This window comes from Microbacterium sorbitolivorans, from assembly GCF_003327285.1.
GTDB classification, from domain to species: domain Bacteria; phylum Actinomycetota; class Actinomycetes; order Actinomycetales; family Microbacteriaceae; genus Microbacterium; species Microbacterium sorbitolivorans.
Window position 1 is genome coordinate 332,228 of sequence record NZ_KZ848476.1, and the last position, 16,693, is coordinate 348,920.

At 70.4% G+C, this 16,693-nt stretch carries 13 protein-coding genes; 9 read left to right on the forward strand and 4 right to left on the reverse strand.

Translation table 11 applies throughout. The features are described 5' to 3' along the window. Positions 1–76: 76 nt before the first annotated feature. The 6 genes from DTO57_RS13005 (at position 77) to DTO57_RS13030 (ending at position 8,202) form a co-directional block, all read left to right on the forward strand. The gene (locus DTO57_RS13005; RefSeq protein ID WP_114118655.1) at positions 77–2,527 is read left to right on the forward strand and encodes a glycoside hydrolase family 2 protein; all 2,451 of its coding nucleotides are present in this window, start codon (positions 77–79) and stop codon (positions 2,525–2,527) included. A gap of 224 nt (positions 2,528–2,751) precedes the next feature. Next, the gene (locus DTO57_RS13010; RefSeq protein WP_229730583.1) at positions 2,752–4,443 is read left to right on the forward strand and encodes an ABC transporter substrate-binding protein; all 1,692 of its coding nucleotides are present in this window, start codon (positions 2,752–2,754) and stop codon (positions 4,441–4,443) included. Between the two features lie 9 nt (positions 4,444–4,452). Beyond that, the gene (locus tag DTO57_RS13015) at positions 4,453–5,442 is read left to right on the forward strand and encodes an ABC transporter permease (RefSeq protein WP_114118657.1); all 990 of its coding nucleotides are present in this window, start codon (positions 4,453–4,455) and stop codon (positions 5,440–5,442) included. A gap of 5 nt (positions 5,443–5,447) precedes the next feature. Next, a complete protein-coding gene (locus tag DTO57_RS13020; protein ID WP_114118658.1) occupies positions 5,448–6,452 on the forward strand; it encodes an ABC transporter permease in 1,005 nt (334 codons plus the stop codon). Then, the gene (locus DTO57_RS13025) at positions 6,449–7,318 is read left to right on the forward strand and encodes an ABC transporter ATP-binding protein (RefSeq protein ID WP_114118659.1); all 870 of its coding nucleotides are present in this window, start codon (positions 6,449–6,451) and stop codon (positions 7,316–7,318) included. The genes DTO57_RS13020 and DTO57_RS13025 overlap by 4 nt, the downstream gene beginning before the upstream one ends. After that, positions 7,315–8,202 (forward strand): ABC transporter ATP-binding protein, encoded by an 888-nt coding sequence (locus DTO57_RS13030; protein ID WP_114118660.1) that lies wholly within the window; start codon positions 7,315–7,317, stop codon positions 8,200–8,202. Before DTO57_RS13025 ends, DTO57_RS13030 begins: the two co-directional genes overlap by 4 nt. 37 nt (positions 8,203–8,239) lie before the next feature. Here DTO57_RS13030 and DTO57_RS13035 read toward each other — a convergent pair whose 3' ends face one another. Then, the gene (locus DTO57_RS13035; protein WP_162785775.1) at positions 8,240–10,360 is read right to left on the reverse strand and encodes a glycoside hydrolase family 36 protein; all 2,121 of its coding nucleotides are present in this window, start codon (positions 10,358–10,360) and stop codon (positions 8,240–8,242) included. A gap of 113 nt (positions 10,361–10,473) precedes the next feature. Between DTO57_RS13035 and DTO57_RS13045 the strand changes: the two genes are divergently transcribed. Both DTO57_RS13045 and DTO57_RS13050 read left to right on the forward strand, forming a co-directional pair. Beyond that, positions 10,474–11,613, forward strand: a complete 1,140-nt coding sequence (locus DTO57_RS13045; protein ID WP_114118662.1) for an ROK family transcriptional regulator — start codon at positions 10,474–10,476, stop codon at positions 11,611–11,613. Between the two features lie 84 nt (positions 11,614–11,697). Further along, positions 11,698–13,827, forward strand: a complete 2,130-nt coding sequence (locus DTO57_RS13050; RefSeq protein WP_114118663.1) for an alpha-galactosidase — start codon at positions 11,698–11,700, stop codon at positions 13,825–13,827. A 62-nt stretch (positions 13,828–13,889) separates the two neighbouring features. Here the strand turns inward: DTO57_RS13050 and DTO57_RS13055 are convergent, their stop codons facing one another. Beyond that, the gene (locus tag DTO57_RS13055) at positions 13,890–14,138 is read right to left on the reverse strand and encodes a WhiB family transcriptional regulator (protein WP_029152980.1); all 249 of its coding nucleotides are present in this window, start codon (positions 14,136–14,138) and stop codon (positions 13,890–13,892) included. A gap of 221 nt (positions 14,139–14,359) precedes the next feature. On the opposite strand from DTO57_RS13055, the gene DTO57_RS13060 reads away from it, so the two are divergent. Continuing rightward, positions 14,360–14,764: a histidine kinase gene (locus DTO57_RS13060; RefSeq protein WP_114118664.1), complete on the forward strand. Its 405-nt coding sequence runs from the start codon at positions 14,360–14,362 to the stop codon at positions 14,762–14,764. Here DTO57_RS13060 and DTO57_RS13065 read toward each other — a convergent pair. Continuing rightward, positions 14,761–15,501, reverse strand: a complete 741-nt coding sequence (locus DTO57_RS13065; protein WP_229730622.1) for a sulfite exporter TauE/SafE family protein — start codon at positions 15,499–15,501, stop codon at positions 14,761–14,763. The two genes, DTO57_RS13060 and DTO57_RS13065, sit on opposite strands and share 4 nt — an antisense overlap. A gap of 27 nt (positions 15,502–15,528) precedes the next feature. Next, positions 15,529–16,467 carry a quinone oxidoreductase family protein gene (locus DTO57_RS13070; protein ID WP_114118665.1) on the reverse strand — a complete coding sequence of 313 codons (939 nt, stop codon included), beginning with the start codon at positions 16,465–16,467 and terminating at the stop codon, positions 15,529–15,531. Positions 16,468–16,693: the final 226 nt, after the last annotated feature.

Sequence of the window (16,693 nt, forward strand, 5' to 3'; positions counted from 1 at the left end):
GATTTTTCGTGCCATTTCAGCCGTCTTTGTATTATGGTGAAACTAAGTAGTAATACTCGATGGGCGAAGGAGCCACATGACCGTCATCCCTCTCACCGACGACTGGACGTTCACGGCGGTGTCCGGCCCCGCGCCGGACGCGATCGCGGGGCGGGCCATCCCCGCGCGCGTGCCCGGCAGCGTGCACCTTGACCTCGAGCGCGCGGGCCTCATCGCGGCGCCCTTCGACGGCGCGAACGAGACCGAGCAGCAGTGGATCGGCGACGTCGATTGGCGATTCGAGACGAGCTTCGAGTGGTCGGACGACGGATCCGATCGCCGCGAGCTCGTCGCCGAGGGCCTCGATACGCTCGCCGTCGTCACGCTCAACGGCGTCGAGGTCGGCCGCACCCAGAACCAGCACCGCTCGTACCGGCTCGACATCGGCGAGGCGCTCCGCGAGGGGCGCAACGAGCTCGTGATCGACTTCGCGGCGCCCGTGCCGGCGGCGCACGCCCGCTCGGAGGAGCACGGCGAGCGGTTCCACGTGAACCACCACCCCTACAACGCGCTGCGCAAGATGGCGTCGAGTTTCGGCTGGGACTGGGGAATCGACGTCGCGGCGGCCGGTATCTGGAGGCCCATCCGCGTCGAGGGCTGGTCGACGGCGCGCATCGCGTCGGTGCGGCCGCTCGTGAGCGTCGCCGGCACGACCGGCGTCGTCGACGCGCACATCGAGATCGACCGCGCCGACCACCTGACCGCCGACACGCTGCGGGTCGAGGTCGAGATCGCGGGCGTCGTCCGCGAGGCCGAGGTGACCGGATCCGCCGCGCACGTGCGCGTCGAGGTTCCGGACGCCGAGCTGTGGTGGCCGCGCGGCCACGGCGAGCAGCCGCTCTACGACATCGAGGTGCGCCTCGCGGGCGGGTCGCCGGATGCCCGCCTCGACGCGTGGTCTCGGCGCATCGGGTTCCGCACCGTGCGGGTCGACGTCGCCGCCGACGAGCACGGCAGCCCCTTCGCCCTGCACGTCAACGGCCGCCTCGTGCAGGTGCGCGGCGCGAACTGGATCCCGGATCACGCCTTCATTACCGAGGTCGACCGCGACCGCTACCGGCGCCGCATCGCCGATGCGACCGACGCGAACATGAACCTGCTGCGCGTCTGGGGCGGCGGCATCTACGAGTCCGACGACTTCTACGAGCTCTGCGACGAGCAGGGCGTGCTCGTCTGGCAGGACTTCCTCTTCGCCTGCGCCGCGTACGCGGAGGAGGAGTGGCTCGCGAGCGAGGTCGAGGCCGAGGCGCGCGAGGCGATCACGCGGCTGTCGTCGCACCCGTCGCTCGTGGTCTGGTGCGGCAACAACGAGAACATCGTCGGCTACTCGGAGTGGGGCTGGCGGAAGGACCTCGGCGGCAAGACCTGGGGCGACGGCTACTACCGCCGCGTGCTGCCCGGCCTTCTCGCCGAGCTCGACTCGACGCGGTTCTACGCCGCGGGAAGCCCCTATTCGTTCTCGCGCTACATCAGCCCGAACCTCGACACGCACGGCACGGTGCACATCTGGGACGTGTGGAATGAGAAGGACTACGCGCACTATCGCGACTGGAAGCCGCGCTTCGTCGCCGAGTTCGGCTTCCAGGGGCCGCCCGCGTGGACGACGCTCGTCGAGTCGGTGCACGACTCGCCGATGGATCCGTACGGCGAGCAGATGCTCGTGCACCAGAAGGCCAACGAGGGCAACCTCAAGCTCGAGCGCGGCTACGGGCCGCACCTGCCGGAGCCCCGCACGATCGAGGATTGGCACTGGGCGACGCAGCTCAACCAGGCCGCCGCGATGCGCTTCGGCATCTCGTACTTCCGCTCGCTCGCGCCCTACAACACCGGCACCATCGTCTGGCAGCTGAACGACGACTGGCCGGTCATCTCGTGGGCGGCTGTCGACTTCGCCGAGCGCCGCAAGCCGCTCTGGTACGCGCTGAAGGCGGTCTACGAGCCGCGCTTCGCGACGGTGCAGCCGAGCGCCGACGGCCTCGCCGTCACGCTGCTGAACGACATCGACGAGGACTGGGAGGGCGAGGTGGCCGCGCGCCGGCTGACGTTCGCCGGCGAGGTGCTCGCCGAGGAGCGGATCCCCGCCGCGGTCGCGGCGCGGGGAGCCGCGACGATCGAACTGCCGGCCTCCGTGGCGGTCGCCGCAGACGCCGCGGGCGAGGTGCTCGAGGTCGAGGCAGACGGGCTTGCGAGGACGCTCCACGACTTCGCGGAGGTGAAGGACCAGTCGCTCGCGGCGGATCCGCTCGAGATCGAGGCGAGCCGCGACGGCGACGCCGTGCGGATCCGCGTCACCGCGCGCTCGTACGTGCGCGACGCCATGATCCTCGCCGATCGCGGTCACCGCGACGCGTCGGTCGACACGGGGCTCGTCTCGCTCCTCGCGGGGGAGAGCCACGAGTTCGTCGTCTCGGGTGCGCCGGGCGACGCCGACCCCACCGCCTTCGCGGCCCGCGACGTGCTGCGCCACGCGGGCGATCTCCGCGGCTGATCCCGCGCCGCATCGTGCCCCCTTCCGGATCCCCGGGAGGGGGCACGAGCGTGTTCGGGGCCTGTTTGTTTCATTTGTGATGAAACCCCTTGACGTAGTTCGTTTCATTGCGCAACAATGACCTGCGTGGGAGGCGCCGCCTTCCCACCCCTGCACCCACAGGACTCGTCACCGTCGACGATCTCTTCGTAGGCGGGAGGAAAGGACCAAAGATGATTCTTCGCATGACTCGTGCGCGCCGCGCCGCCCTGGGCTTCGCCGTCGGAGCCGCAGCGCTCTCGCTCGCCGTGACCGGTTGCTCGCCGTCGGGCTCGAACGGGACAAGCGCGGGCGGCGGATCCGCCGCCGACACGCTCGTCGCCTACACCGGCCAGTCGGGTGACTACCAGATCAACTTCAACCCCTACTCGCCGACGAAGATCGGCGGCCTCGGCACGATCTACGAATCGCTGTTCTTCGTGACGAACGTGAACACGAACGACCCGGTGCCGCTGCTCGGCACCGACTACGCGTGGAACGAGGACGGCACGCAGCTCGACGTCACCCTCCGCGACGGCGTGACCTGGAGCGACGGCGAGGCCTTCGACGCCGACGACGTCGTCTTCACCTTCCAGATGATCCTCGACAATCCCGCGCTCAACACGGGCGGCTTTAACGGCGAGGTCACCAAGATCGACGCGACCCACATCACCATCGCCTTCCCCGAGCCCGCGTTCGTGACGGGCCCCGAGATCCTCGGCAAGACCTTCATCGTGCCGGAGCACATCTGGAGCGGCATCGACCCGACGACCGACGTCGTCGCCGAGCCCGTCGGAACCGGCCCCTACGTGCTCGACAACTTCAAGCCCCAGGCGTTCACCCTCACGGCGAACGAAAACTACTGGGACGGCGCCCCCGCCGTGAAGAACGTGCGCTACCTGTCGCTCTCGGGCAACACCGCGGGCGCCGACGCCCTCGCCGCCGGCCGCATCGACTGGCAGACGGGCCCCGTCCCCGACATCCAGAACGTCGCGAAGAACTACCCCGGCTACGACCAGATCACGATCGGCCAGAACCAGATGGCGCTCCTCAGCTGCGCCAACGCCGACCTCGGCTGCGAGGGGCCGCAGACCGACCCCGCCGTGCGCAAGGCGATCTACTACGCGATCGACCGCGCCCAGGTGAACTCGCTGGCGTTCCAGGACACGGCGAGCGACATGTCGCCGACCTTCGCGCTGCTGCCGGCGCAGGAGCAGTACATCTCGGCGAGCATCGAGGAGACGAGCGTTCCCGAGACCGCCGACCTCGACAAGGTCGACGAACTGCTGACGGGCGCCGGGTACGCGAAGGGATCCGACGGGGTCTACGCGAAGGACGGCGAGCCGCTGTCGCTGACGATCGAGGTCGTCACCGGCTGGACCGACTACATCACCGCGATCGACACGATGGCGCAGCAGCTCAAGGCCGCCGGCATCAACGTGACCGCCGCCCAGTCGTCGTGGAACGAGTGGACCGACAAGAAGAGCAAGGGCACGTACGAGCTCGCGATCGACTCGCTCGGCCAGGGCGCCTCGAGCGACCCGTATTACCTCTACAACAACAACTTCTCGACGGCCAACACCGCCAAGGTGGGCGAGAGCGCGCCCGTCAACGTCTCGCGCTTCAGCGACCCCGCCGTCGACGACGCCCTCGCGGTGCTCAAGAGCACGAACCCCGACGACACCGAGGCCCGCCAGGAGCAGTTCGACATCATCCAGGCCGCGATCGTCGAGGACATGCCGTACATCCCGATCCTCACGGGCGGCACGACGAGCGAGTTCCACGCCGACAAGTTCACGGGGTGGCCCACGACCGACGACCTCTACGCCTTCCCGGCGATCTGGGCCTCGCCCGACAACGCGCAGATCTTCAAGGCGCTGAAGCCGACGGGCGAGTGAGCCCGCTCGATGAACTACTACCTGCGAAAGCTCGGCTTCTACCTCGTGGCCCTCTGGGCCGCGCTGACGCTGAACTTCCTTATCCCGCGGCTCCTGCCCGGTAACCCCGTCGACATCCTGCTCGCGAAGCTCCAGCAGCGCGGCGGGACCGTCACGGCCGAGACGCGCGAGGCATACGCCCTGCTGCTCGGCGGCGACAGCGATAGCCCGCTGATCGTGCAATACGGCCAGTACCTCGTCAACATCTTCCGGGGCGACCTCGGGGTGTCGGTGACGTACTTCCCGGCGCCCGTGACCGAGGTGATCGGCACGTCGCTGCCGTGGACGATCGCGCTCATCGGCATCGCCACCGTGCTGTCGTTCATCATCGGCGTGGGCCTCGGCGCCTTCGTCGGCTGGAAGCCCGGCACCTGGCTCGACTCGCTCGTGCCCGCCACGACGCTGCTCGCGGCCGTGCCGTACTTCTGGCTCGCGCTCATCCTCGTGTACTTCCTCTCGTCGAGCCTCGGGCTGTTCCCGTCGCAGGGCGGGTACGACGTCGTGCTCGACCCGGGCTGGAACATGGAGTTCATCGGATCCGCGATCTACTACGGCTTCCTCCCCGCGCTCACGATCGTGATCGCCTCGCTCGGCGGCTGGCTGCTCGGCATGCGCAACATGATGGTCTCGACGCTGTCGGAGGACTACGTGCTGACGGCGCAGGCCAAGGGCCTCTCGAACTCGCGGATCCTGCGCGGGTACGCGGCCCGCAACGCGGTGCTGCCGTCGATCGCGGGCTTCGCGATCTCGCTCGGCTTCGTCGTCTCGGGATCCGTCGTCACGGAGCAGGTCTTCTCGTACCCGGGCATCGGGTCGAAGCTGCTCTCGGCGGTCACGAATAACGACTATGCGCTGATGCAGGGCCTGTTCCTCTTCATCACCCTCGCGGTTCTGGGTGCCAACCTCGTCGTCGACCTGTTCTACGGCCTGATCGATCCCCGCACGCGGGCACGGAGCTGATCACCATGACCAATCTCACCCCCGCGAACCTCGAGATCGAGCCCGACGCCACCGAGACGATCCTCACGCGGCAGTCGAAGGGCAGGCCGGGCAGGCGATCCCGCTCGGCGCTCCGGCAGATGCTCCCCACGATGACGCCGTGGCTCGCGCTCGGCATCGTCCTGATCGGCGGCATCGCGCTCTTCGGCCTCATCGGCCCGCTGCTCGTCGGCGACCCCGCGGCGATCCGAAACATCGGCCTCACGGGGCCGAGCGCGGAGTTCCCGCTCGGCACCACCCAGACGGGGCAGGACGTGCTCGCGCAGCTCGCCTACGCGACGAGGGGCTCGCTGCAGATCGGCCTGATCGTCGGCGTGCTCGCGACCGTCTTCTCCGCCTTCTTCGGGATCCTCGGCGCCTATATCGGCGGCTTCGCCGACGAGGCGTTCTCGCTGATCTCGAACGTCTTCCTCGTGATCCCTGGCCTGCCGCTCGTGATCGTCATCTCGGGCTTCGTGCCCGCGGAGGCGCGCGGGCTGTGGACGATCGCGGTCGTGCTCGCGATCACGAGCTGGGCCGGATCCGCGCGCGTGCTTCGCGCGCAGACGCTCTCGATCCGCAGCCGCGATTACGTCGCGGCGTCGCGGGTCGCGGGCGAGCGGGCCTGGCGCGTCATCGTCGTCGAGATTCTCCCGAACCTCCTGCCGGTGCTCGCGTCGCAGTTCGTGTTCGCGGTCATCGCCGCGATCCTCGGCGAGGCGGGCCTCAGTTTCCTCGGCCTCGGCGCCTCGAACTCGTCGACGCTCGGCACGATGCTGTTCTACGCGCAGAACGGCTTCGCGCTGTCGCTCGGCGCCTGGTGGTGGTTCGTTCCTCCCGGGCTCCTCATCGCCCTGTTCGGCATGGGCCTGTCGCTCGTGAACTTCTCGATCGACGAGATCATCAACCCCAAACTCAAGACGGTGCGCACGCACGCGCGGCGCGAGCGTCGCGCGAAGCGCGAGGCGCGAAAGAAGGAGCGTCAGCGATGACGGCGACGACAATCGAGCGCCGCCCGGTGCTCACGATCGACGACCTCTCGGTCGTCTACGACGTCGAACAGCCTGTGACGGCCGTGAAGGGCGCGTCGTTCGAGCTCTCGGCGGGCGAGATCCTGGGGCTCGCGGGGGAGTCGGGCTGCGGCAAGACGACCCTCGCCTACGCGGTGAACCGGCTGCACAAGCCGCCTGCGCGCATCGCGAGCGGCCAGATCGTCTTCCACGACGCCGACGGATCCGACGTCGACCTGTTGACGCTCGGCCACGACGAGCTACGCGCGTTTCGCTGGTCGAAGCTGTCGATGGTGTTCCAGGGCGCGATGAACGCCCTGAACCCCGTCACCTCGATCCGCACCCAGCTCGAGGACGTGCTCCTCACGCACCGCCCCGAGCTGGGAAAGAAGGAGCGCCGCGAGCGCGCGGCCGACGTGCTGCGCCGCGTCGGCGTGGATCCGGTGCGGCTGCGCTCGTATCCGCACGAGCTCTCGGGCGGCATGCGACAGCGCGTCATGATCGCGATGGCCATGATCCTCGAACCCCAGGTCATGATCATGGACGAGCCGACGACGGCGCTCGACGTCGTCGTGCAGCGCGACATCTTGCGCGAGATCGTGCGCCTGCGCGACGAGCTCGGCTTCGCGGTGATCTTCATCACCCACGACCTGCCCCTGCTGCTCGAGATCAGTGACCGCATCGCCGTGATGCTTCGCGGCGAGATCGTCGAGCTGGGCGACGCGGCGACGATGTATCGCTCGCCGCGGCACGAATACACGAAGAAGCTGCTGGCCTCGTTTCCGAGCCTCAGCGGCTCGCGCGGATCCTTCATCCGCACCGGAATCGACAGGGAGGACGCCTCATGACCGGCGTGCGCGTGACCGATCTCGTCAAGGACTTCACGGTGCGGACGGGCCTCGGCCGTAGCCGCTTCCGCGCCGTCGACCACGTCTCGTTCGAGCTCGTGCCGCGCCGCACGGTCGCGCTCGTGGGTGAGTCGGGGTCGGGCAAGTCGACGATCGCGCGGATCCTGTCGAAGCTCGAGACGCCGACCTCCGGCACGATCGAGGTGACGGATCCGCACGGCGCGGCCGTCACGAAGCGCGACTATCGGCGCCACGTGCAGATGGTGTTCCAGGATCCGTTCGCCTCCCTCAACCCGTTCCACTCGATCGCGCACCACATCGCGCGGCCGCTGCGGGTGCACGGGCGCACGCGCGGATCCGACGAGACGTACGACAAGGTCGTGGAGATGCTCGCCCGCGTGGGCCTCGACGAGTCGTTCGCCTCGCGACGGCCGCACGAGCTCTCGGGCGGGCAGCGCCAGCGCGTCGCGATCGCGCGGGCGCTGGCGCCCGGCGCGCAGGTCGTGCTGGCCGACGAGCCGGTGTCGATGCTCGACGTGTCGATCCGCCTCGACGTGCTGAACCTCATGGGCCGGCTGCAGCGCGAGGACGACCTGGCGGTGCTGTACATCACGCACGACCTCGCGACAGCGCGGCACTTCTCGGACGAGATTCTCGTGCTCTACCGGGGCCGGGTCGTCGAGCGGGGGCCCGCCGACGACGTGATCCTCGACCCGCACCACGACTACACGCGGCTGCTCGCCGCGAGCGCGCCGGATCCGGAGCGCGTCGGCAAGGTCGTGAGCGGCGAGGCGGTCACCGACCGCTCGATGCTCGACAACTCGCGCTGCTTCAACCACTACACGCGGCAGTGGGAAGAGGCCGAAGAGCGCGTCGCGGCCTGAGCCGCTCGGAACGGGAGGGGCCGACGGCCCCTCCCGTTTATGCCGCCCGGATGGAGAGGACCCGCGCGCTCGGCTCGGCGGTCGGCGCGGTCACGGTGAGGATGCCCGCCGTCGCGTCCCACGACCACTCCCAGTTTCCGGCGGACGCGGGGAAAAAGGGTGCGATCTCGAGGGTTCGGCCGGCGGCCCACGGCAGGCTCAGCTGCGCTGACCCTGCGCCGCCGAGCCGCCACACCGAGACGTAGGCGTGGTCGCCCGATCGCAGGCCCAGGGCCGTCCAGTCGGCGTCCCAGACGGGGAGCCCGAGCGGCCAGATCGGCAGGCGCTCGCGGATGTCGCCCGTCACGACGCGGTGCGCCGCGACCGCCTCGCCCACCGCGGCGACCTCGTCCGGCGCCATGCGGTTGAGGTACCCCGAGAGGTACATGCGCCCGAGCACGCCGTTCACGAGGGCGAGGGTGCGCGCCTCCCCGCTCATGCCCGCCTGCGGGTAGGCCCAATTGCCGGCCTGCTCGGGCAGGATCGCGGCGGGCGCCGCGGCCGCGATCGTCGCGTAGCGCACCGGATCCTGTTGGTCGGACGTCGACTGCATGTGCAGGCGCGACAGCATCGCGTAGTCCATGCGCATGGCCCCCGACGCGCACGCCTCGATGATGAGATCGGGGTGGCGCGCCTGCACGCCGTCGATCCAGTCGAGGAGCGCGCGGGCGTGCTCGAGCAGGCCGTGACCCGGCGCGAGCGAGCCGAGGTCGGATCCGGGCCCGGTCATCGTGTTGCAATCCATCTTGATGAAGCCCGCGCCGTACTCGCCGACGAGCCGGTCGACGACGGCGTCGAGGTGCGCGCGGGCGGCGGGATGGCGGAGGTCGAGCAGGTGGCGGCCGTGCTCGGCGATGCGCACGCCCGAGCGCTGGAAGAACGCCTCGTCCGGCAGCGTCTCGGCGAGCGGCGACCGCACGCCGATCACCTCGGGTTCGAGCCAGAGCCCCGGCACCATGCCGCGCTCGCGGATCCTGCCCGTGACCTCCGCGAGCCCGCCGGGGAAGCGCTCGGCCGACGGCAGCCACTCGCCGACCTCGTCCCACCAGTGCCCGTCGGCGTACCAGCCGGCGTCGACGCAGAAGTAGTCGGCGCCGGCGGCCGCGGCCGCGTCGATGAGCGGCAGGAGCTTCTCGGTCGTCGGGTCGCCCATGAGCGTGTTCATGTAGTCGTTGAACACCACCGGCAGCGCGGCATCGGCCGGGCGCGGGAGCCTTATCGCGCGGCGCTGCAGCGTCAGGGCGCGCAGCGCGTCCTCCACGCCGCCCGCCGCCACCGCGAGCGACACCGGCACCGTGCGGAAGGTGGCGCCGCCCGTCAGCCGCACGCTCCACTGATGCTCATGATCGGTCGGCCCGGTGAGCGCGAGGTACGCGCCGCGGCGCGTCTCGCCCACCTCGGCAGTCCACGGCCCGTTGTGCTCGATCTGCCAGGCGAGGGCGTAGGAGGAGTCTCGGGCGGCGAGTGCTCCGGTGGGCACCTGCTCGCCGCTCGACCAGGATCCGCGGTTGCCGAGCGCGATGCGCGTGCGCGGCGCCTGGTGGTTGTGCGCCTCGCGCCCCACGTCCGCGAGCCCCGCGTCGCGCAGCGGATCCACGCGCCAGCGGCTCTCGGCGAGCCAGTCGTTGTCGGCGCGCGCGAGCAGGAGGTCGTCGACGGATCCCGCGCCGGAGTCCGCGAGGAAGGATCCGGTCGCGACGCTCGTGACGGCGTCGATGACGAGGTCGCCCGCGACCTCGATCTCCGTCCAGGCGCGCACGGCGGGCGCCGACTCGTGCGCCTCGAAGACGCTCGTCGCGCGGACGCCGCGGGACGGATCCGCCTGCACGACGCGCAGCCGGTGCCATAGCCCGTCGACTGTCGTCTCGTGGGAGGCGTAGCGGAGGGCGGCGCCGATGACCGAGTCGGTGCGGCGGTAGCTACCGGGGAAGCGGCCGTGGCCGAGCGCCGTCACCTCGACGAGCGGCTGCTCGCCGTGCGCCGCGGCGACGACGGGGACGGGGCGCGGCGCGCCGGCCGGGCGCAGCGACAGCATCGAGACGGGTCGGTCGCCGCCGATCGCGAGGTCGAGGGCGACGAGCGGAGCGCTCCACGCGAGGACGGTGGGGGAGTCGGGCATGGCGGATCCTCTTCGATCGGCGGGGGTGATACGGTGCGAAAACGCGCCGCACGGCGTCATACGTGCAGCTCAGGCGCGGCACGCGATGGACTAAGTTTAATAGGGTGACAAACATGAGCGACTCCGCGTCGGTCGATATCGCCGGCCTCGCGCCGGCCGTCAAGGCGGCCCTGCTCGAGGTGCTGATCCACGGTGAGCTTCCCCGCGCCGAGATCGCCCGCCGGCTGAATTTGTCGCGCGCGAGCCTCACCCGCATCACTCGCACCCTCGTCGACGCGGGCCTGCTCGCCGAGGGCGGTACGCGCCTCATGGCCCAGACGGGGCGGCCGTCCGAGATGCTCATCCTGCAGCCGCAGGCGCGCCATGTGCTCGGCATCAAGCTCACGGGTGACGTGCTCTACGCCACCGTCACCGACCTCTCGGCCACCGCCGTCGCGTCGCGCGAGCTGCGGTTGCCGTCGCCGGATCCGGCGGACGTCGTCGCCGAAATTGCCGGCGTCGCGCGCGAGTTCTCCGCCGAGTACCCCGACATCGTGGCCGTCGGCATCGCCATCGCGGGCCGCGTGCGGCAGGATCGCGCGGGCGCCGTCGTCGAGGTCTCGGCGTTTCTCGACTGGACCGACGTGCCGCTCGGGGCGATGGTCACCGAGGCGACGGGGCTGCCGTGCTCGGTCGAGAACGACGTGCGCGCGCTCACGGTCACGGAGCACTGGTTCGGCGCCGGCACGGGTCTCGACGACATGGCCCTCATCACCGTCGGCGTCGGAATCGGCTGCGGCCTCGTCGTCAACGGCCGCCTGGTCGAGGGTGCGCACGCGCGCGCGGGCCAGCTGAGCCACCTGATCGTCGACGACGCGGGCCCCTACTGCGACCTCGGGCACCGCGGGTGCGCGACGAGCATGCTTGTGAACTCCGCGATCGTCGGTGCCTACCGCGTCGCGGGGGTCGACTACGAGGGCGTCGTCGCCGCGGCCCGCGCGGGCGACGCCGTCGCGCGGGCGATCTTCGCCGACGCGGGCCGGGCCCTCGGGGTGCTGGTCGCGTCGGTCGCGAACCTCACGGATCCGCAGAAGATTGTGCTCACGGGCGACGGCATCGCGGTCGTCGAGCTCGCCGGCGACGCCATGCGCGCCGAGATCGCCCGGCGCCTCGACACCGAGGCCGTCGATGTCGATATCGACGTGCGCCTCTGGGACTTCTCGGAGTGGGCGCGCGCCGGTGCGGGCCTCGCGATCCGCGACATGCTCTCCTGACATTGTTTCAGAAGTTGACAAAGTAGCTCGATTCGGCGAATCTGGATCCGAGGCGACGACGCCTCGGAGAAGGAGACCGTGCACATGCCCACCCCCTCGCGCCGCGACACCGCCCGATTCCACGCCGCCGGCAGCGCGCTCATCGTCGCCTTCCCGGGCGACGGCTTGCCGGAGGTGCTCCACTGGGGCGCGGATCCCGGGCCGCTCTCCGGCGACGCGCTCGCCGCGCTCGACGCCGCGAACGCGCGGCAGATCACGTCGAGCGCGCTCGACATCGCGTGGCCGCTGACGATCCTGCCGACCGAGCGCGACGGGTGGCAGGGGCGCCCGGGGCTCGCCGGATCCGCGGCGGGGGCGCCCCTGCTGCCCGGCTGGGAGACCCGGTCGGTCGAGCGCGACGAGCGCGGCTTCTCGCTCATCGCCGAGGGGGCGGGCCTGCGGCTCGAGAGCGAGCTGCGCTTCGACGCGCACGGCGTGCTGCGCGTGACGCACCGCGTCCACAACATCGGCGACGGCGCGGTCGCGCTCTCGGGCCTCGACGCGACGCTACCCGTGCCGGCGCGGGCCTCCGAGCTGCTCGACTTCACGGGCTATTGGTCGCACGAGCGCTCGCCGCAGCGCCGCCCGCTCGTCTTCGGATCCTTCGCGCGCGAGACCCGCCGCGGCCGCACGGGCCACGACTCGCCGCTTCTCACGATCCTCGGCGAGCCCGGTTTCTCCGAGCGCCGTGGCGAGGTGTGGGGCGTTCACCTCGCGTGGAGCGGCGATAGCGTGTACCGCACCGACCGCATGCCCGAGGGCGCGAGCCTGCTCGGCGCCGGCGAGCTGATCCGCCCGGGCGAGCTCGTGCTCGAACCGGGGGAATCGTTCGAGGCCCCGGCCGCGCTGTTTTCGTGGAGCGCCGAGGGGCTCGATGGCATGTCCGCGCGCCTCCACGGCATGCTGCGCGCCCGCCCGCACCACCCGCGCACGCCGCGCCCCGTCATGCTCAACACGTGGGAGGCGGTCTACTTCCGGCACGAGCTCGCGCCGCTCGTGGCCCTCGCCGACGCCGCGGCCGAGGTGGGCGTTGAGCGATTCGTGCTCGACGACGGCTGGTTCCGCGGCCGTCGCTCCGACAACGCGGCCCTCGGCGACTGGTTCGTGGATCCGGAGGTCTGGCCCGAGGGCCTGCACCCGATCGTCGACCACGTGCGCGGGCTCGGGATGGGTTTCGGGCTGTGGGTCGAGCCCGAGATGATCAGCCCCGACTCGGACCTCGCGAGGTCGCACCCCGACTGGGTGCTTGGCCCCGCAGACCACGATCCGCGCACCTGGCGCGAGCAGCAGGTGCTCGACCTCGCGCGCCCCGAGGCGTATGCGTACGTGCTCGAGCGCTTCGACGCGCTGCTTACCGAGTACCCCATCGAGTTCTTGAAGTGGGATCAGAACCGCGACCTGCTCGAGGCCGTGCACGCCGGGCGCGCGGGCGTCGACGCCCACACGCGCGCGACCTATGCCCTGCTCGACGAGCTGCGCGAGCGACACCCCGGCGTCGAGATCGAGTCGTGCGCCTCGGGCGGCGGCCGCATCGACCTCGGGATACTCGAGCACACCGACCGCGTGTGGGGCTCGGACACCAACGACCCGGTCGAGCGCTCGCGGATCCAGCGCTGGACGGAGGCGCTCATCCCGCCCGAGCTCATCGGCAGCCACGTCGGGCCCGAGACGGCGCACACGACCTACCGCTGGACCGATCTGCGCCTGCGCATGGCGATGACGCTCTTCGCCTCTGCCGGCATCGAGACCGACATCACGCAGTTCACGCCGGGCGAGCGCGCGCAGCTCGCCGAGTGGATCGCCGAGTACAAGCGCCTGCGGCCGCTCGTGCATGCGGGCGAGCTCGTGCACGAGCGCGGCACCGACGAGGGGTGCCTGCTCACCGGATCCGTGTCGGCCGATCGCCGCTGGGCGCTCTACCGGCTGGTGCGCGAGGAGATGGGCGAGTGGGGGCTGCCGCCGGCGCTCACGCTGCCGGGGCTGGATCCGTCGCTCACGTACCGCGTGCGCGTGATCGAGCCGCTCTCGGCGGCGAAGACGCGCGACGTCGTGCCCGTGCCGTGGATCGCGGCGGGCGAGATCGAGCTTCCCGGCTCGGTTCTCGGCGCGATCGGGGTGCGCACCCCGCTCCTCGCGCCGGCGTCGGCCCTCGTGCTCGAGGTCACGGCCGTGTAGAACGACGAAGAACGAACGAAACCCCGTCCTCGTGAGAGGATGGGGTTTTCGTTCGCGGGGTCTTAGCCGGCGCGGCGGGCGCGGGCGGCGCGGCGCTTCAGCGCGCGGCGCTCATCCTCGCTGAGGCCACCCCACACGCCCGAGTCCTGGCCGGTCTCGAGGGCGTACTGCAGGCAGACCTCGGTGACGGTGCAGCGAGCACAGACCGACTTCGCCTTCTCGATCTGGTCGACGGCCGGGCCGGTGTTTCCGACGGGGAAGAACAGCTCCGGGTCAACGGTGAGGCATGCGGCCTTGTCGCGCCAATCCATGCGGGGGCTCCTAAGCGTAGTGGTGGGGTTCGTTTTGCGGGGTTCAGCTCGGCTCAAGTAAGGTCTGACTAAGCTGGATGTGAACGCGACGTGTCGTCGCGAACCCCACCACGCTGTGGGAAACACACCGTTAACAATTGTCGTACAGACCATGGTCTGGATCAAGGGTTTTAGGAAATCTCCAGGATCCCTTCTTTATAACGACGATCGGAAGAGACCCGATGAGCGCCGAATCTGGAATCCGCACCCCCGCCACCCGCATCGCGGCGACACTCCTCGCGCTCGAGGCGCTCGTGCTCGTGATCCTCACCGGCTGGCAGATCGTCGAGATCATCGCGGGCGAGCTCACGTCGGTGACGACCTCGGTCGCGCTTGTCGTGCTGACCCTCATCGCGGCCGTCGGCGTCGCGGCCTTCGCCTTCGCGGTCTGGACGGGGAAGTCGTGGGGCCGCTCGGGCGGCATCGTGACGCAGGTGCTCATCGTCGCGATCGCGATCGGATCCGTGCAGGGCGGGGCGGGCCACTGGGGCATCGCGCTCGCGCTCGCGGCCCCCGCCGTCGTGACCTTCATCGCCCTGATCGGCTCGGCCCGTGGCGCGGCGCCGCGCCAGCTGTCCGACAACTAGAACACCAGGTAGAGGGCGCCCACGAGCGTCAGCACCACGACGATCGTCTCGAACGTCTTCTGCGACAGTTTCTTGATGACGTAGCGCCCGATCGCCGCGCCCACGAGCACGGGCACGACGAGCATGAGGTCGATCCAGAGGGTCGGCACCGTGATGATGCCGAGGCCGATCGAGATCGGTAGCTTCACGATGTTGATGATCGCGAAGAACCACGCCGCCGTGCCGAGGAACGTGTGCACCGAGAAGCGCGACGCGAGGAAATACATCGACATCGGCGGGCCGCCCGCGTTGGCGACCATTGTCGTGAAGCCGCCGAGCGAGCCGTAGGCGATCGCGGATCCGCGCCCCGGCTTCACCTCGGCGCCGCGCCGCCGCCAGAGCGTCAGCAACACGACGAAGATCAGCAGGATGCCGATCGACCTCTTGACCCACGCGTCGCCCACGAGCGCGAGGAAGAGGGCGCCGAGGGCGAGCCCCGCGATGACCGACGGCGCGAGCCGCACGATCGTCTTCCAATCGGCGTGGCGGCGGTAGAGCGCGAGCGCCATCACGTCGCCGAGGATGAGCAGGAGCAGCATCGCGCCCGTCGACTCCTTGGCGGGGAGCGCCGCGGCGAAGAGGGCGATGCCCAGGGTGTTCGCGCCGGGGAGGCCCGTCTTCGAGACGCCGACGATCATGGCGCCGACGACGAGGGCCGCCCAGGCGAGCGCGCTGAGAGAGGGGAGATCCACGAGAATCCACGCTAGTGGGTGGATCCCGCCTCGTTACGGAACGAGGATGACCTTGCCCGCGGCGCCGTTCTCGTTCGCGTCCTGCGCGGCGGCCGCCTGGTCGAGCGGGAAGGTCTGACCGATCTCGACGTCGAAGTACTCCGTGGCGATGAGCGCGAGCGCGATCGGCAGCGCCTCGGCGCGCCAGGTCAGCTGCTGCGGGGTCAGCGGGGTCGCGGATCCGCCGGAGAAGGCGCGCAGGCCCATCTCGTCGGCCTTCGCCCCGAGAACGATCGTCGCGATGCGGTTCTTGTCCTCGAGCAGCTCGAGGGAGGCCTCCAGCACGCCGTCGGCGCCGGCGCAGTCGAGGATCGCGGTGACGCCCTCGGGGGCGACCTCGAGCACGCGGCCCGTGACGCCGTCGCCGTAGAGGACGGGCTCGGCGCCGAGGTCGCCGACGCGCTCGGCGCGGGCGTCGCTCGTCGTCGCGATCACGCGCGCTCCCGTGAGCACCGCGAACTGGATCGCGGCCTGCCCGACGGATCCGGATCCGCCGTGGATGAGGAGCGTGTCATCCTCGCGGATGCCGAGCGAGCGGATCGCCTGGTAGGCCGTGCCCGCGGGGATGCCGAGGGCGGCGCCCTGCGCGGCGGTCACGCCGGCGGGGCGGAGGTGGGCCTTCTCGGCCTTCACCGCGACCGAGGTCGCGTAGGCGCCCGACGCGCCACCGAAGGCGACGGGGTCGCCGACGCGGAAGCCGTCGACGCCCTCGCCGACCGCGGTCACGGTGCCGGCGCCGTCGGATCCGGTGCGCCAGGGGCCGTTGCCCGAGAGCGGGCGGATGCCGCTGCGGAGCTTGCGCTCGATCGGGTTGACGCCCACGGCCTCAACCGCGACGACGATCTGCCCGGCCGCGGGGACCGGATCCGGAACCGATGCGACCTCGAGAACCTCGCTGCCGCCAAACGTCGAGAACTGCACAACCTGAGCCATGCCCCCACGCTACCGCCCCCAAGTCATCAATTCTCCGCGCGGTCATCTGCGAATCGCAGATGACCGCGCGGAGAATTGCAGAGTTGTTGGGGGGTTAGATGTGATGTCCAGGGACGTTGTTCTGCCCCCGCGCGCAATGACACCGTGCTGATTCAAGAAGCATCTGTCCAGACCGCTCACCATTGAAGGCATGTAGAGTTTGGGGCATGTCGAGTCCCGAATCAGA

Bases quoted from the DNA above. Each gene is read 5' to 3' on its own strand.
- DTO57_RS13030 (WP_114118660.1), top strand. From the start codon at position 7,315: ATGACCGGCGTGCGCGTGACCGATCTCGTCAAGGACTTCACGGTGCGG.
- DTO57_RS13005 (WP_114118655.1), top strand. From the start codon at position 77: ATGACCGTCATCCCTCTCACCGACGACTGGACGTTCACGGCGGTGTCC.
- DTO57_RS13025 (WP_114118659.1), top strand. From the start codon at position 6,449: ATGACGGCGACGACAATCGAGCGCCGCCCGGTGCTCACGATCGACGAC.
- DTO57_RS13035 (WP_162785775.1), bottom strand. From the start codon at position 10,360: ATGCCCGACTCCCCCACCGTCCTCGCGTGGAGCGCTCCGCTCGTCGCC.
- DTO57_RS13055 (WP_029152980.1), bottom strand. From the start codon at position 14,138: ATGGATTGGCGCGACAAGGCCGCATGCCTCACCGTTGACCCGGAGCTG.
- DTO57_RS13020 (WP_114118658.1), top strand. From the start codon at position 5,448: ATGACCAATCTCACCCCCGCGAACCTCGAGATCGAGCCCGACGCCACC.
- DTO57_RS13045 (WP_114118662.1), top strand. From the start codon at position 10,474: ATGAGCGACTCCGCGTCGGTCGATATCGCCGGCCTCGCGCCGGCCGTC.
- DTO57_RS13010 (WP_229730583.1), top strand. From the start codon at position 2,752: ATGACTCGTGCGCGCCGCGCCGCCCTGGGCTTCGCCGTCGGAGCCGCA.
- DTO57_RS13050 (WP_114118663.1), top strand. From the start codon at position 11,698: ATGCCCACCCCCTCGCGCCGCGACACCGCCCGATTCCACGCCGCCGGC.
- DTO57_RS13070 (WP_114118665.1), bottom strand. From the start codon at position 16,467: ATGGCTCAGGTTGTGCAGTTCTCGACGTTTGGCGGCAGCGAGGTTCTC.
- DTO57_RS13060 (WP_114118664.1), top strand. From the start codon at position 14,360: ATGAGCGCCGAATCTGGAATCCGCACCCCCGCCACCCGCATCGCGGCG.
- DTO57_RS13015 (WP_114118657.1), top strand. From the start codon at position 4,453: ATGAACTACTACCTGCGAAAGCTCGGCTTCTACCTCGTGGCCCTCTGG.